Below are 14,596 nucleotides of genomic sequence, written 5' to 3'. Positions count from 1 at the left end.
CTTGCAGCCTAACTTCTCCTATCTTATCCGAGTGCCCCTGCGCCACCTGTTCTCAAGCCTTCCGAAAAAGCATACATTGTTTACGACAACGTATACGAACAACCTATCCCAAGACAACGAACGTGAATAAACGCTGGAGACAGCATCCGACTCTCCTTAGTATATTTATGAGAGGTGAATTCTTTGATGCAAAAGGAAGCCCATTCCGCTCCTTATTGGACAACCGTACTGCTTGGCCTCGGAGCCATTTTGCTTGTACTGGCTGTTGTCGTCTCACCAGAAGAAGTATTTCAAGCCTCTACTCAAGGCCTTAAGCTATGGTGGAGTATTATTTTCCCAGCCATGCTGCCTTTTTTGATGCTGTCCGAAATGCTCATCGCCTTTGGTCTAGTACATGGACTAGGTGTCCTGCTGGAGCCGTTTATGCGATCCTGGTTCCGTCTACCCGGGCGAAGCGGCTGGGTGTTGGCCCTCGGCCTGACCGCGGGATTCCCCGCTGCAGCAGAAGCGGTGCGCCAATGGGCACAACAGGAGGATATGACTGCGTTTCAGCTTCGACGTCTAACCTCTATCGCTCATTTCTGCAATCCGATTACCATCCTGCTCGTCATCGGGACAGGGCTATTGCACAATGCTACCGCAGGCGTGATGTTACTTGCCGTTCACTGGATTTCCGGGCTGCTGGCAGGCTGGATCACCGCCAGACTACCTGTATCGTCCAAAGAATTGCAAAAACGGGAAACGCCAGCTGCCCTCTGGAGCACCTCAGTTTCCCGTACTTCTCCCTCCCTGATCCGATCCGCATGGGAAGCTACCCGCTCTGCCAGAGAACGGGACGGCCGCAGTTTCGGAAAACTGTTGGGCGAAACCGTATCCCATGCTGTACAGACGCTGATGGTGACAGGTGGATTCATTATTTTCTTTTCCGTACTTATTCGACTGCTGTCCATATACACAGGCCAAGGATCGCTTTCTTTCATATGGCCTGCCTGGATGGAAATTCATTTGGGTTCCTATGAAATCAGCCGTCTGCCCTACGATCTCCGTACACAAGCAGCCTTGATCAGTGCTGTGTTGGGCTGGGGCGGCCTGTGCGGCTGGCTTCAAATTACCGCCGTCACCAGACCTTCCGACAAGGGCATCACCTTCACCTTGTCACGAGTGCTCCATGGGATCATTGCTTTTGGACTTACCTTGGCGACATGGGTCCCGCTTAACCGCGTCGTCAGCAATACAACTCCCGCTTACGTCAGTCGCAGTTCTGTGTCTTCTTTTGTGGAAAGCGTAAATGAATCCGCCACGCATCCTGTCATGGCCGGAGCCAGCGACTTACTAACACAAATAGAAGGAACATCTATGTACCCCTGGCAACTAACCGTACTGTCCATTACGCTGCTGGGTACAATTATAGTTACCCTGCTGGCCTTTTCCCTTATGACTTCATGGTGGAGCCGCCGCGATTCGCGTTGACCTTCGCACGCAGCGCGTCTTCCACCTCCGGTGCCACCAGATCTACAACCTTGCCATCAAAATGCGCAATTTCCTTCACCATACTGGAACTCAGATATGAATAAGCCGGATTGGTCATCATAAAGATCGTTTCCGCATCCGGGTTCAGCTTATGATTTGTAGAGGCTAATTGCAGCTCATATTCAAAATCAGTCACCGACCGGATTCCTCTGACAATAACCTGGGCCCCTTTTTGACGTACATAATTAGCTGTCAGATCACGGAAGCTGTCCACTTCAACGTTCGGGATATCGCGAGTTACCGTTCGCAGCAGCTCCATTCGTTCCTCAAGTGAAAACAGCGGATTTTTACTAATATTGTTAAGAACCGCGACAATCAATAGATCAAACTGTCTGGCTGCTCTTTGAATAATATCCTGATGCCCCATCGTCACGGGATCAAAGGTTCCCGGATATACGGCAATACGTGGTTTGTGCTCAATCATGATGGTCCTCCCCGTCTGATTCGCTGATGCCGGATTTGACCACTCCGGCTTCTGTATGCTCTACGACATCCGACAAAGCATCGGCTGCAAAATGATAAATAGATAACGCCGTTTCACCATAGACTGCTTTTCTGACCTGTTCGAACGGTCCGAAGCTTTCCGGATATTCATGTCCCGATTCATACTCCAGCACGATGATTGCATCTGAACGAAGCAAGTTCAACTCAGCCATACGGCTCATTAATTCATCTCCGTGTTTGAGACGATAGGGTGGATCGAGAAAAACAGCATCAAAAAGAGCTCCACGTTTTGCCAGCACCTTGAGCGCTCGTCCGGCATCATTGCGGAACACTTCAGCCTGTCCTTCCAATCCAGTTTTTCGCAAATTTTCTTTAATGACATCAATGCTTTTGGATTCCATATCAATAAAAACAGCCTTGTCCATTCCCCGGCTAAGCGCCTCTATACCCAGGCCACCACTGCCAGCAAACAGATCAAGTGCGACTCCCCCATCAAAATAAGGACCTATCATGCTAAATAGCGCTTCCTTGACCTTATCCGTGGTCGGCCGCGTCCCTGTGCCGGGAACTGCCTTTAACGGCCTTCCTTTGGCACTACCCGATACCACTCTCACGCTGAAACTCACCTATTTTCTATATGTGTTCATAACCATATAAGATTATGACGCTATCGTACCACATGCACCGCCGTTTGAAAAACTTAGGATGAGGCAGGTATAAAAAACCATTCCCTGGGCATCCTTAAGATATCGGCATTCAACCAATGTCGTAGACAACCGCGGAGAAGACTTACGTTTCCCCATAAGCTCTTCGTCCGGTTTCTCCTCTCCCATTCGGGCGCTCTTTAATGGAGCGCCTGATTTTTTTTACATAAAAAGAAGCTGCTTAATAGCAGCCCTATGTATCATTTTCTATTTCGGCATTTTGTTTATTTCAGCAGTTCCTCGGGTGTATCCCCTTGATAAACATACACGTAACTCGCCACAGATACAGCAAATGTTGCAAACATAGACAACGATGTCGCTAATCCATATACCATTTTCCTCATCATTCCACTCACCTCCTTCCCCGGATCAATGTTAGACTTTGGACCAAAAAAGCAACAGCCACTATAGAGGAACCGATTACAAAATTAGTACATACAAGCAAGGATGATAACAGTCGCAAGAGGGGATAAAAACGTACTGGAATGCGCGACTGCTTTTCAATTCTGGACGGGGCAAAACATAAAACGAGAATGAGAGCTATTCCGGTAAACAGGTTTGTCCACCAACTATTTAAGGCAATGCAGGATATGTAAGTAAAAGCTGCTGAGGTCACCAACACACATGCCATGCCCGTTTTCAAATGAATGCCTCCTGATATTTGGCGCAATAGGGCGAAAGCGACGAGAATCGTTACAGCTTCTACCATCCGCCCCGTGAAGATTGAGGCGAATAGTGTTAACACGATGATCATGGACGCATTCAGAATGAGAGCAAGTGCGTATTTAAGTACCGCAACAGAGGCTGGATGATCAGGCACAGTACGTTTGATCTGGTTAGCAAGTTTGAAAGCCATCGCTTCAATCATCCCGGTATTCCTTTCCGATTGCATAATAGATGAAAAATCCCGAAACCAGTGCAAAAAATATCATATTTAACCATACCTCGTTATAGTAGAGCACAATAGAAGTTGAAATGAGAGACAGGATAATCAGCGTGATGACAATGCCATATTCCTCTTTGAACTTAAGCTTCTTGAAATTAGGGGAAAAGCCGATCCCTTTTCGATACAACATCAATGAAATAAGCAGTCCTACTGCCGCGCTTACCACTTGTAGCAAATAGCCCTTCAAGGACCCATCCTGCAGCTCAGAAACCGGAAGGTTGCCGAACATGACTTTTAGGAATACCGACTGAACAACGGCATATGCAAAATAACCTGTAACCGTCATAATACCGGACCACACAATCGGAATCTTCACGACCGTAGCGAGTAAAAAAATAAAAAGCAGCATATTTACGACAGGCACCAAATACGAAAGGGAAAACTCCTCTCGAAGCATATAACTTTGCATATTCATAATCAGGTTAACAAAAATGGCCTGCCATAGATAAGGGGTCATTTTAACTTTAAAAATACTCAAAATCAGCGCAAAAACAGCGACTCCCTCAAGCGTGGAGAAAAGCAAAAAGCCGATTGGCTTCAAAAGCATGCGTGCATCTCCTTTACAATTCCAACCAACCTCATCGGTGTATTCAAAAACGTGGATGTACATCGAATATAAAGGGCTGGGAACTACTTTTCAAGAGGTCTTTTCAATTATTTCATAGATTTATTCAAGCACTTCAACCAAATGTTATCGGATGCTGCTTCAAGTTGTAGCTTAGGCAACACTTTCTTTGACCGAATCTCCCTGCTTGCGCACAGGCTTCATACGTGATATAAGCTTTTTCCCCCAACGAATGCCGGGCTGTTCAATCCACGAGTAGGTAAACCAGGATAGTCCGATGGTGACTAGCAACGTCATGATAAACATAAGTGTGAGGCTGACTAGGGGAGCAAAAGGTATTTTAACCTGTACGATTAGTCCCAGAACCAGCATATGCGTCAAATACATGCTGTAGCTAAGGCGGCCGATCCATGACCACACCCGATTAAGCAGCCAGATCGGCTGCCAGTGATACAAAGCATACGCTCCCAGCAGCAACCCGATACCTATGAGATAATCGGTCATGCCTCCAAAAAATGCAAATAGCACAGAAACAAGCAGCAACCCCCCACTGACCCGGTCTATACTTTTCCAATGCCGCTCGTCTTTCCAAATGTAAAACAACAATATACCTAGCCCAAAGACAGGCAATTGATTCGGAAACCATAAATACAGATAGTGACCCCATAAAGAGTGATTACTAATCCATGGATATTGAGCAAATACCGTATTTAGCCCGAAGCTTACCAGAAGCGCCATCACAACAAACCAGGTCGCATGGCGGACTGATCGGATCAGCTTAAATAATAGGGGGAAAAACAGATAAAACATACATTCCACCGCAATGGACCATTCCACACCAATAATGCTGTTGATCCAGTACGGATTCAGACCATTCAAAAACAGGACATGAGCAGTGATATTGGCGGCAGTGACTCCCTCCTGATCTCCAAGCCAAAATCGTGGACCTGTCCCGTTCACAACCAAATAGATTCCTAACATTACGTAATACAAAGGAGCAATCCGAAAAAAACGACGCAACAGGTAAGCTGAAATTCTTTCCCTCTTGTCACCCGAACGTCTGCTCAAGGACAGAAATAGTGTAAAAGCGCTGGCCATATAAAATAAAGCGACTCCTTTAGCACCTATACTCAAGCCTTTTTGCAACCATCCGTTTAATCCGTCTACATGCTGGCTGACATGCACAAGTAAAACTCCAATAATAGCCAGCGCCCTCAGCGTATCTACAAATTGCAGCTTGTCATCTTGCATTTTCCCCGTGGCTTCGGGCATCGTATCCCTCCATAACAGTCTTTAATGATACATTTCGTATCTATAATACACAAAATGTATCACCAAAGTAAATATCTCCGTTATGTAAAAAAACACCCTCCGACCGCAAAGAAATGCGGCCAAAAGATGTTCATTTTGGTCATGCTATAGTCAGCTGTACCCTACAATTGGCAGTGACTTTATTTGTTTAAATGAAAAGGAACAGTCGTTACGATCACGTCTTTGTAATTAATCAAATAAGCTCTCATCAGTAAGCTGGTCTGATTGTGTAGAATATTTTCCCACCAGTGCTTGGTGATGAATTGTGGAATGAGGACAGTGATATGGTCCTCGTCTGCTTTTTTCCACTCTACTGTATCGATGAACTTGCGGAGCGGATTAATGATGCTGCGATAACGGGATCTCAGCACTACTAAACGTATGCCCACGTCCCACTCTTCCCACTTCTGTTCCATTTTTTGAATCGCCTCATCATCCACACCCACATATACGGCAACCACATTATCCGACAAGGTTTTGGCATAGCTGATCGTATTCATAACGACTCGCGTAATACCTGCCACCGGAATAATAATCGTATTGCCTTTCACCATAGGTTTATCCTTGGTAATATCAATGCGCAGTTGTTCAGCCGTATTTTTGTAATGCCTGTTGATCTTCATAAAGAAATACAGAACCAAAGGCAGAAAGATAAAGACTACCCACACCTGGCTAAACTTGGTGAAAATAAAGATGAGTGTAATCGACAGCGTGGTCAGCATCCCAACCGTATTAATAGCAAGCTTAACGACCCAACCGGACGGTTTGAGCTTGATCCAACGAATCATCATGCCAAGCTGCGAGAGCGTGAACGGAATAAATACCCCTACGGCATAAAGCGGGATCAGATTTTCTGTGTTGCCACCAAATACGATGACCAGCAATGCCGAGAAGATACTCAGAAACAAGATACCATTAGAGTATCCGAGCCGATCTCCACGAACCATGAACATGTGCGGCATGTATTTGTCCTTGGCGAGCATAAAAGCAAGCAATGGAAAGGCCGAATAGGCTGTATTCGCCGCCAAAAACAAGATGAGCGCCGTTACGCCCTGAATGATGTAATACATCACACCGCGTCCGAAAGTGGCGTTCGCAATTTGCGAAATGACCGTTTCGTGCGGATTAGGACGAACACCGTACCAATAAGCCAGCAAACTAATTCCGATAAACATACACCCGAGAATCAAACCCATCATCATTAGCGTAGTTGCTGCATTTTTGGCAGCAGGCTTGCGGAAGTTCGGAATGGCATTCGAGACAGCTTCTACCCCAGTTAACGCCGAGCAACCCGAGCTGAACGCCTTCAGTAACAGGAACAGGCTGACGTTGGATACCGTAGCTCCAAATTGCGGTGCTGCAGCATGAGCTCCCCCTGCCACGTAATGAATGATACCGCTAATAATCAAAACAAAAATGGCAACAACAAATAAGTAAATCGGTACAGCCAGCACCGAGGCAGATTCTGTCACTCCGCGCAAGTTCATAATAGTTAAAAAGATAATCATAATCAGCGCAATGGCGATCCGATGATCATGTAACGACGGGAAAGCCGATGTAATGGCATCAGTACCTGCTGATGAGCTAACTGCTACCGTCAGAATATAATCGACCAGCAAAGAACCGCCTGCAATCAGACTCGGACTCTTTCCCAAATTGTCCTGTGCAACAATGTACGCTCCTCCGCCACCAGGATAGGAAAATATGGTCTGTCTATAGGACAGGATCAGAATGATCAGCAATCCCAATACCGCAATGGATATAGGAATGGAATACCATAGGGCAGCGAAGCCGGCTGTAATTAAAACCAGCAGAATTTGCTCCGTTCCGTAAGCTACAGAGGACAAGGCATCTGAGGACAGAATGGCCAGTGCCTTGAGCTTATTCAGTTTCTCATCTTCAAGGGCCGTCGACTTTCGCGGACGACCGATTAATAATCTTTTGACTTTACTCAGCATTTCGTTGACTCCTTCTTTGGATGAGGGTTTTGCAAAAGAACTATGGATCTTATGTTTATTATGTCACCTGCACACCAGATTGATGAAACAAATGAACTATTATTTTATACTCCCTCATCCTGAAAAAAACAATAAGGAATGCTCCCTAAAATGAGCATTCCCGAGTAAGAAAGAGTATTTCGATAAAATACCCTTATGTATACAGTAATTTGAACCTTTCAGGCGTAATTCCTTCAGCTCGGCGAAAAGTTGCCACAAAATGACTGGCATCTCGGAATCCTACTCGCTCCGAAATCTCCTTTACTGTTAATTGCGGATATTCCGTCATCATTTCCTTGGCCTTCCGCAGCCGAATTACAATCAGATAAGCATAAGAAGTCACACCAAACGCTTGCTTAAATAATGTATTTAAATGACGGGAGCTGACATTCATCATAACTGCCATATCACCTAGGCCCACATCTGGACTGGCATAATTTTGCTCCATAAAGGCCAGTACAGGGGTTAAACGTTCCACATTATGGGATAGGGAAGGCATCGAGCTATGTTGTCCATGTTTACGTAGTAGAGTCAGAAAACGATACATATTGGCAGAAGCATCTAATCCAGACAAATCACGTTCACTAACCATGGAATGGAGCATCGTTTCCCCAAAGCTGTGCAGCTCGCTATCCGGGTCCCAATGATACCCACGCGTATGCTTCAATCCCAGTGCAGTCAATACAGCAGCGGCGATGGGGCCGTCAAATGTAATGTATAACGTTCGCCATACCTTGGTCGCCCGTCTGTATGCATGGGATTCCCCGGGCAGCAGCAGAACCCCGGACTGCTCTCCCAGACGGAAGCTCCCCCCTTTAAATGTAAACATCCCTTCACCAGACACCGTCTGAATCCAGTGAAAGCACGGATAACCCTCTGGACGGGACACATCCTCCTGCCTGCTGTTAAATCCGATACTTTCAATAAAAAGGGGTAAAGAGTGCTCACGCGTAGTCAGGAAAAATCTTAAATGATGGGGAGTTAAAATCATAAAAAGCACCTCCGGCGTATGCGGGTATGTATTTCACATGTAGATCCATATTGTTATATACACGTTCATTTTATTATATTTAAAAGCAGTTATTTGTATTATAAGATAGGATTATTCTTATATACAGAGGTGATTGGCATGATAAGCAGCAAACTTCCTAAAGTATTTTACGGTGGAGATTATAATCCTGAGCAGTGGGATGAGGCCACGCATCAGGAAGATTTACGGATGTTCAGGCAGGCAGGGATTGATATCGCCACGGTCAACGTATTCTCATGGGCCAAAATTCAATCCGACGAAATCACATATCATTTTGAATGGCTGGATCAATTGATTGACAGTCTTTATGAAAGCGATATCTTCATTTGTTTAGCTACTAGCACGGCAGCGCATCCAGCCTGGATGGCTACGCGTTATCCCGACATTCTGCGGGTCGATGCTGACGGGCGTAAGCGGAAATTCGGTGGACGCCACAACTCCTGTCCGAACAGTCCAACGTATCGAAAATACGCGGAGCAGATGGCTGATCGACTTGCAGAACGATACAAAAACCATCCCGCGATCCTCGTATGGCACGTGTCCAATGAGTACGGCGGAGATTGCTATTGTGATAACTGCGCAGCCGCATTCCGGGTGTGGCTCAAACAAAAATACGGATCATTGGAAGAGCTAAACCGGGTGTGGAATACTTCCTTCTGGGGTCACACCTTCTATGATTGGGATGAAATTGTACCGCCAAATAATCTGAGCGAGCATTGGGGAGAAAATCACTCGACCTTTCAGGGCATATCTCTCGATTATGCGCGCTTCAATTCAGACAGTATGCTGGATTGCTACCTACTGGAATATAACGCGATTAAAAAACATGTTCCCGATGCCGTGGTAACGACCAATCTGATGGGCTTTTTCAAACAACTGGACTATTTTAAATGGGCTAAGCACATGGATATTGTATCTTGGGATAGTTATCCTGCAGCCAATACCCCGCCGAGCTATACGGCCATGGCGCACGATCTGATGCGCGGCTTGAAGGATGGGCAACCCTTTATGCTGATGGAGCAAACACCGAGCCAGCAGAACTGGCAGGCGTATAATTCGCTTAAACGGCCTGGCGTTATGCGGTTATGGAGTTATCAGGCAGTCGCGCATGGCGCGGACACGGTCATGTTCTTCCAGCTTCGCCGCTCGATCGGCGCTTGTGAGAAATTCCACGGGGCCGTCATTGAGCATGCCGGGCATGAGAACACACGTGTATTTCGCGAGGTGGCACAGCTTGGCAGTGAGCTTGGCGCATTAGGCAACACGCTACTTGACGCGACCGTTAATGCCAAAGTAGCCATTTTATTCGATTGGGACAATTGGTGGGCTTTGGAAAAATCAAGCGGCCCTTCTGTCGCCTTGAAATATATGGATCAGGTACACAAGTATTATGCTCCCCTCTTCCGGCGGAATGTACAGGTAGACCTGATTTCTGTTGATACAGATTTCCAGAAATATGATCTCATTATCGCGCCTGTACTCTACATGGTCAAGCCGGGTACCGCCGAGAAGCTGGAACAATTCACAGAGCATGGCGGCACCTTCGTAACGACCTTTTTCAGTGGCATTGTAAATGAAAACGATCTGGTCACAACCGGAGGATATCCTGGTAAACTGCGTAACTTGCTCGGGATCTGGGTGGAAGAAATTGACGCGCTTCTGCCAGAATCACACAATCGCATTATATTGAAAGAAAAGGTGGGCGTATTACAAGGTGAATATAAATGCGGTCTGCTCTGCGACTTGTTGCATAGCGAAGGCGCGGAGGTGCTGGCCGAATACGGCGATGATTTCTATCAGGGCATGCCAGTGCTGACACGTAATCGTTTCGGTCAAGGTGAGGCATGGTACGTTGCTTCAGATCCTGAAGAGACTTTCCTTGATGGCCTACTGGGCTACATTTGTGAGCAAAAAGGGATTCCATCCCTGCTGCGCGCTCCTGCGGGTGTAGAAGCCACGGTACGGACCAAAGATGGAAAATCATATCTATTCGTTCTGAATCATAACGCCCAGATGCAGCAATATCATCTGGATGATCAGAAAGGGAATGAGCTGATCAGCGGTAAATACCTGGAAGGAGATATTTCTATTGAAGGCTACGGCTTTCAAGTACTGGAGCTATCATAATCACTCAGATTTGACTCATGCAGTTCAGTTTGCTGCATGAGTCAAATCTAGGTATCAAAGGAGTTCATCATGAAACGACTGCTATGGATCGGCAGCTTGTCTTATTTTTTAATCGGCCTGGCACACGTGGTTGTAGGCTCCCTACTGCCTGTGTTGTTAGAGCATTACGGTAGAAACTATACGGACGGCGGAAGCCTAATCTTCGCTCAATTTTCCGGTTTTCTGGCTGGAGTCCTGCTGTCGCCGTGGCTTGCCCGGAGTTTCGGCAAACGCCGAAGTCTGGTATTCGCCCTGCTCCTGCTGTGCGCGGCTGAAGTGCTGTACTCATTGCTGCCGCCTTGGGGTTGGCTATATGCCGTCGGGGCAGCAGCCGGGTTTGGCTTCGGCATGGTAGAAACACTCATTGGCACTATTATTATCAGCGGTATTACTCAAGGAACGGGCGCGGCGATGAGCCGTCTGGAAGTCTTTTTTGGGATCGGCGCTTTGGCTATGCCCGCTATCGCCAGCCAGCTCATTGCTCTCGGTTGGTGGCGATTGGCCTTTCCCATCATTTCCATGTTTGCAGCCGTGACCGTCATAGCTTGGCTGCGTGGGTCCTTCGGCACGCTTGACGCTGTATTAGACCAACAGGAACACCGAGGTGACAACTATGCGCGTTCCACTAACTCACCCAAATCCCCCACGGTGGAGGCTTCTAAAGGTAGCCCTATAGGCAATTGGAAGTTACTTGCACTATTTATCGTCTTTTTCTTTATCTATGTAGGAACAGAGATGAGCCTGGCTAATTTCCTGCCCTCCATGTTCATCGAACGTTTGGGTCTCACACAAGCGGAGGCAGCACTTAGTGTCACCTGCTTCTGGTTAGCAATGGCTACCGGCCGGTTATTCACAGGCTACATTGCCGATCGATACGGCTACGGTGTCTTTGTCGCCCTGAGCTCGCTGGCAGCGACCGTGCTGCTGTGCGTGTTCCCGCTGATCAAAGGCACTGCCGGCGCCTTTATCCTTATTGTACTGCTGGGGCTGGGCATGTCCGGCATCTTCTCCATCGCACTTGTTTTTGCCAGCAAAATGATGCCAGGCACCGAAGAATCCACCACCAGCCTGCTTATAGGCGCAGGTGGAGTTGGAGGAGCTCTGCTGCCTTTATGGCTCGGAAATAGCATGGATCGTGGGGGAGCAGTCTCATCGGCGTGGTTGCTGGCAGGCTTCGCCTGCATCCTGTGTCTGCTTGGGGGCATCTTATACGCCCTATATGTGCGCAAAAAGCGGCTTCAAACCGCTTCATCATGATGTACACCTCTACTGGCGCCTTTGTCTGTTCCTTGGTTGTCATCCAAGTGCACATTCAAAGGTGCTTTTTTACATACTAGACGAATGCACCTTGTACAGCAGCCTGTTTTTAGTCAAAATAGATCGTTTACTATGAATCACAGGACAGATATCCATGCCTCCTCTAGATGAATGGAGTAGTATACAACAAACCATATGGAGGTGTTTGTATTGGCTCATCCTGAATTAAAACGAAAAAAAGGCCGTAAAAAAAATGTTTTTGTCCGTGCCTGGTTTGATAAGTTAGAAAAAAAGTTTGAGGAGAAGCCCCCAAAGAGAAAAGGCCGCTCGAAACGGAAAGGGGTTGGAAAAGATATCATCGTCAAAAAGCAACTTGTAAATGTGAATATTAATCATGGCGCTTTAGGGCCTGAAGGGGATTCTGGAACCATAGGTGATTTAGCGCAGTTCGGTTATATTTATAATGTGAAGCCCCAAGATGTTCCGATTGAAGGGGATGTCATTTTCGATACGAACGGTATACTTACACCTGGAATTGCTCATGTTCCAGGAACTACACAGATTGCTGTATCCGATGCTGGAAAATATGAAGTTCACTTTTCGGTGTCCGGTGTGGAACCTAACCAATTCGCCATCTTTATTAATGGCGCACTGGCTGTGGGAACTGTATACGGCTCAGGAGCCGGGACACAACAGAACACAGGGCAAGCCATCCTCGCTCTGGCATGCGGTGACGTCCTTACTCTGCGAAACCATAGCTCTACTACTGCTGTTACCCTGCAAACACAAGCCGGAGGAACTCAAGCCAGCATAAACGCTTCTGTCCTCATTAGAAAATTGAGATAGGCTTGAACTCCCGCAAAGCCCCAGTGTACTAAAAAAGGGTTTATCCATACAGCGAGGATAAACCCTGAATATTTTTAAAAGGCCATAATGATCCCTTTGTCATTCGCGTACATTGAACTAATCCCTCTGGTGGACACAATATGAATATCTTTAAATTGATAGCGTTTCTTCAGCGCATTCATTAATTTTTCCGCCAGCCCAGGATTATTGCAGTGAGTAATGACGATGCTTTCTCCTTCGGTAGCCCGGCCACTTTTTTCAATAGTATCTGCCAGCTTTTCGATAATTTGATTCTGGCCGCGTGCTTGAGTAAAAAATGCGATATTCCCGTCACCATCCGAGCCTAAAATAGGCCTGATATGCAAGAGTGAAAGTATCTTTCCAGTGATTTTATTCATTCGTCCGTTCTTAACCAAATTATCCAGATTTTCTAAAACAAAGTACGTTTTCATCTTGCTGATAAAGCTCTCCAAGGTAGAAATAATTTCGCTTTTATGATATCCCTCGTCAATCAACTTGCGTAGTTTTAGAGCCAACAAGAGCTGCCCAGCCGAAGCGCTTTTCGAATCAAATACATGAACATCCGCCCCTTCTTCTTCCGCCATATCTTTTCCTACCAATGCACTGGAATACGAACTGGACAGGTTGCTGGATAATGTAATGGCAAAAGAAGTATGCGCACCTTGAAAGGCTTCCTTATACAGCATTGGTGACGGTGATGCGGATCCAATTTTGGTTGTACAGGCTTTCATTTCTTCCATAAACTGAGGCAAGTCCAATGTGTCATCATCTACGAAGCATTTATCTCCCAGCGTCATATTTAACGGAATCGTAGTAACTTGCATCTCTTCTCTAAGCTCTCTCGTTAAATCACAGCAGCTGTCTGCTATTATTTTATATCTCACCCGGTACACCCTCACATTATGTTATTTTTCAATAGAACCCGCATTCATAATACTCAAAGAAAGCTCAATTAACCGTATAAATTCCTTCACATTCTTCTCACCCAAACCTACTACAAGCGCTTCAAAATAACCTTCAATTCTCTCTTGCTTCTGTTTGATCAAGGATTCACCACCTACTGTGAGCCTTACACACATTCGTCGTCTGTCATGCTCAGACATTTCCATAGTCACATAGCCTTTTTTTCTTAATCCCGTAAGCGCTGCCGTAATTCTTGATCTGGATACATGCAGATGATCGCTGAGCAAGGAAGGATTAATTTCATCATCCCGGTGCTGAACTAAATATTGAAGCACATGGTTTTCCCCCTGAACAAGCTCTGTCAGGCTACTGAATAATTCCATGTCATAAATCCGGTTAACGGATTCTCTCAATTCGTCCCTTAGTTCATAATCTTTCATAGTGAACCTCCGCAAAACACATAATACATACAGTTAACTATTAATACTATGTACTATAATGAATTGCCCACGATAATAACAATGAAATATTTGTGAATTTTAATACAAGGGTTAATGAGCTCAGCGTCGAATAAGAAAAAATAAGCTGGATCACCTCTTACCTGTTTACCATAAAGGAGTTGTTAAGGAAAACATGTAACCTTAAATGTTCTGCAAGGAAGCTCAGCCAGACGTCTTTATGAACGGTTTGGTTTTAAAATTGAACGTGAGGACCCTATTGACGTTTACATGTACTTAATCATAGAGGGACATTCCAAAACCGTCGAAAGATCATAGAGTCATGCTTCAACACACCCTTGAATGTCCAGTTACATCTGCCCCAAGATGCTATTACGACTTCAAAAGATCTATGAACCGGGATGTTGGAAAAATATAA

The 14,596-nt window shown here is 46.0% G+C and carries 14 protein-coding genes; 4 read left to right on the top strand and 10 right to left on the bottom strand.

Annotation, left to right across the window (positions count from 1 at the left end; genetic code table 11):
• Positions 1 to 186 precede the first annotated feature (186 nt).
• Positions 187 to 1,470: a nucleoside recognition domain-containing protein gene (locus T3H97_RS09700; RefSeq protein ID WP_328802406.1), complete on the top strand. Its 1,284-nt coding sequence runs from the start codon at positions 187 to 189 to the stop codon at positions 1,468 to 1,470.
• On the opposite strand, the gene coaD is transcribed toward T3H97_RS09700, so the two are convergent.
• The 8 genes from coaD to T3H97_RS09660 all read right to left on the bottom strand — a co-directional run bounded on the left by coaD (position 1,433) and on the right by T3H97_RS09660 (position 8,488).
• Positions 1,433 to 1,954 (bottom strand): pantetheine-phosphate adenylyltransferase, encoded by a 522-nt coding sequence (coaD, locus tag T3H97_RS09695; protein WP_013309846.1) that lies wholly within the window; start codon positions 1,952 to 1,954, stop codon positions 1,433 to 1,435. The two genes, T3H97_RS09700 and coaD, sit on opposite strands and share 38 nt — an antisense overlap.
• Positions 1,947 to 2,588 (bottom strand): 16S rRNA (guanine(966)-N(2))-methyltransferase RsmD, encoded by a 642-nt coding sequence (rsmD, locus tag T3H97_RS09690; protein ID WP_013309845.1) that lies wholly within the window; start codon positions 2,586 to 2,588, stop codon positions 1,947 to 1,949. The genes coaD and rsmD overlap by 8 nt, the downstream gene beginning before the upstream one ends.
• Before the next feature lie 314 nt (positions 2,589 to 2,902).
• On the bottom strand, positions 2,903 to 3,025 hold the full coding sequence (locus tag T3H97_RS09685) for a cyclic lactone autoinducer peptide (RefSeq protein ID WP_023988155.1): 123 nt from the start codon (positions 3,023 to 3,025) through the stop codon (positions 2,903 to 2,905).
• Between the two features lie 5 nt (positions 3,026 to 3,030).
• The gene (locus tag T3H97_RS09680; RefSeq protein WP_328802405.1) at positions 3,031 to 3,546 is read right to left on the bottom strand and encodes an accessory gene regulator ArgB-like protein; all 516 of its coding nucleotides are present in this window, start codon (positions 3,544 to 3,546) and stop codon (positions 3,031 to 3,033) included.
• Positions 3,539 to 4,171 (bottom strand): hypothetical protein, encoded by a 633-nt coding sequence (locus tag T3H97_RS09675; protein WP_328802404.1) that lies wholly within the window; start codon positions 4,169 to 4,171, stop codon positions 3,539 to 3,541. Before T3H97_RS09675 ends, T3H97_RS09680 begins: the two co-directional genes overlap by 8 nt.
• Before the next feature lie 171 nt (positions 4,172 to 4,342).
• A complete protein-coding gene (locus T3H97_RS09670) occupies positions 4,343 to 5,461 on the bottom strand; it encodes an acyltransferase family protein (protein WP_328802403.1) in 1,119 nt (372 codons plus the stop codon).
• A gap of 179 nt (positions 5,462 to 5,640) precedes the next feature.
• On the bottom strand, positions 5,641 to 7,458 hold the full coding sequence (locus tag T3H97_RS09665; RefSeq protein ID WP_328802402.1) for an APC family permease: 1,818 nt from the start codon (positions 7,456 to 7,458) through the stop codon (positions 5,641 to 5,643).
• 193 nt (positions 7,459 to 7,651) lie between these two features.
• On the bottom strand, positions 7,652 to 8,488 hold the full coding sequence (locus T3H97_RS09660) for an AraC family transcriptional regulator (protein ID WP_069291699.1): 837 nt from the start codon (positions 8,486 to 8,488) through the stop codon (positions 7,652 to 7,654).
• A gap of 138 nt (positions 8,489 to 8,626) precedes the next feature.
• On the opposite strand from T3H97_RS09660, the gene T3H97_RS09655 reads away from it, so the two are divergent.
• The 3 genes from T3H97_RS09655 to T3H97_RS09645 all read left to right on the top strand — a co-directional run bounded on the left by T3H97_RS09655 (position 8,627) and on the right by T3H97_RS09645 (position 12,796).
• Positions 8,627 to 10,654: a beta-galactosidase gene (locus T3H97_RS09655; protein WP_190299106.1), complete on the top strand. Its 2,028-nt coding sequence runs from the start codon at positions 8,627 to 8,629 to the stop codon at positions 10,652 to 10,654.
• A gap of 69 nt (positions 10,655 to 10,723) precedes the next feature.
• Positions 10,724 to 11,950, top strand: a complete 1,227-nt coding sequence (locus T3H97_RS09650) for an MFS transporter (RefSeq protein ID WP_103047910.1) — start codon at positions 10,724 to 10,726, stop codon at positions 11,948 to 11,950.
• 210 nt (positions 11,951 to 12,160) lie between these two features.
• Positions 12,161 to 12,796, top strand: coding sequence for a hypothetical protein (locus T3H97_RS09645; protein WP_328802401.1), 636 nt, complete (start codon positions 12,161 to 12,163; stop codon positions 12,794 to 12,796).
• Between the two features lie 74 nt (positions 12,797 to 12,870).
• Here T3H97_RS09645 and T3H97_RS09640 read toward each other — a convergent pair whose 3' ends face one another.
• Positions 12,871 to 13,701: a DegV family protein gene (locus T3H97_RS09640; RefSeq protein ID WP_103047912.1), complete on the bottom strand. Its 831-nt coding sequence runs from the start codon at positions 13,699 to 13,701 to the stop codon at positions 12,871 to 12,873.
• A gap of 21 nt (positions 13,702 to 13,722) precedes the next feature.
• Positions 13,723 to 14,160, bottom strand: coding sequence for a MarR family winged helix-turn-helix transcriptional regulator (locus tag T3H97_RS09635; protein ID WP_328802400.1), 438 nt, complete (start codon positions 14,158 to 14,160; stop codon positions 13,723 to 13,725).
• Between the last annotated feature and the right edge of the window lie 436 nt (positions 14,161 to 14,596).

Origin of the sequence: Paenibacillus sp. LX16, from assembly GCF_036252815.1 — a bacterium.
In the GTDB taxonomy this organism is placed as follows: domain Bacteria; phylum Bacillota; class Bacilli; order Paenibacillales; family Paenibacillaceae; genus Paenibacillus; species Paenibacillus polymyxa_B.
Note: the sequence above shows the minus strand (reverse complement) of the source record. Positions and strands in the feature narration are given on the sequence as shown.

What these genes read in the sequence shown, in the direction of transcription:
- T3H97_RS09700 (WP_328802406.1), top strand. Translation starts at nt 187, where the DNA reads ATGCAAAAGGAAGCCCATTCCGCTCCTTATTGGACAACCGTACTGCTT.
- coaD (WP_013309846.1), bottom strand. Translation starts at nt 1,954, where the DNA reads ATGATTGAGCACAAACCACGTATTGCCGTATATCCGGGAACCTTTGAT.
- T3H97_RS09685 (WP_023988155.1), bottom strand. Translation starts at nt 3,025, where the DNA reads ATGATGAGGAAAATGGTATATGGATTAGCGACATCGTTGTCTATGTTT.
- T3H97_RS09680 (WP_328802405.1), bottom strand. Translation starts at nt 3,546, where the DNA reads ATGATTGAAGCGATGGCTTTCAAACTTGCTAACCAGATCAAACGTACT.
- T3H97_RS09675 (WP_328802404.1), bottom strand. Translation starts at nt 4,171, where the DNA reads ATGCTTTTGAAGCCAATCGGCTTTTTGCTTTTCTCCACGCTTGAGGGA.
- T3H97_RS09670 (WP_328802403.1), bottom strand. Translation starts at nt 5,461, where the DNA reads ATGCCCGAAGCCACGGGGAAAATGCAAGATGACAAGCTGCAATTTGTA.
- T3H97_RS09665 (WP_328802402.1), bottom strand. Translation starts at nt 7,458, where the DNA reads ATGCTGAGTAAAGTCAAAAGATTATTAATCGGTCGTCCGCGAAAGTCG.
- T3H97_RS09660 (WP_069291699.1), bottom strand. Translation starts at nt 8,488, where the DNA reads ATGATTTTAACTCCCCATCATTTAAGATTTTTCCTGACTACGCGTGAG.
- T3H97_RS09655 (WP_190299106.1), top strand. Translation starts at nt 8,627, where the DNA reads ATGATAAGCAGCAAACTTCCTAAAGTATTTTACGGTGGAGATTATAAT.
- T3H97_RS09650 (WP_103047910.1), top strand. Translation starts at nt 10,724, where the DNA reads ATGAAACGACTGCTATGGATCGGCAGCTTGTCTTATTTTTTAATCGGC.
- T3H97_RS09635 (WP_328802400.1), bottom strand. Translation starts at nt 14,160, where the DNA reads ATGAAAGATTATGAACTAAGGGACGAATTGAGAGAATCCGTTAACCGG.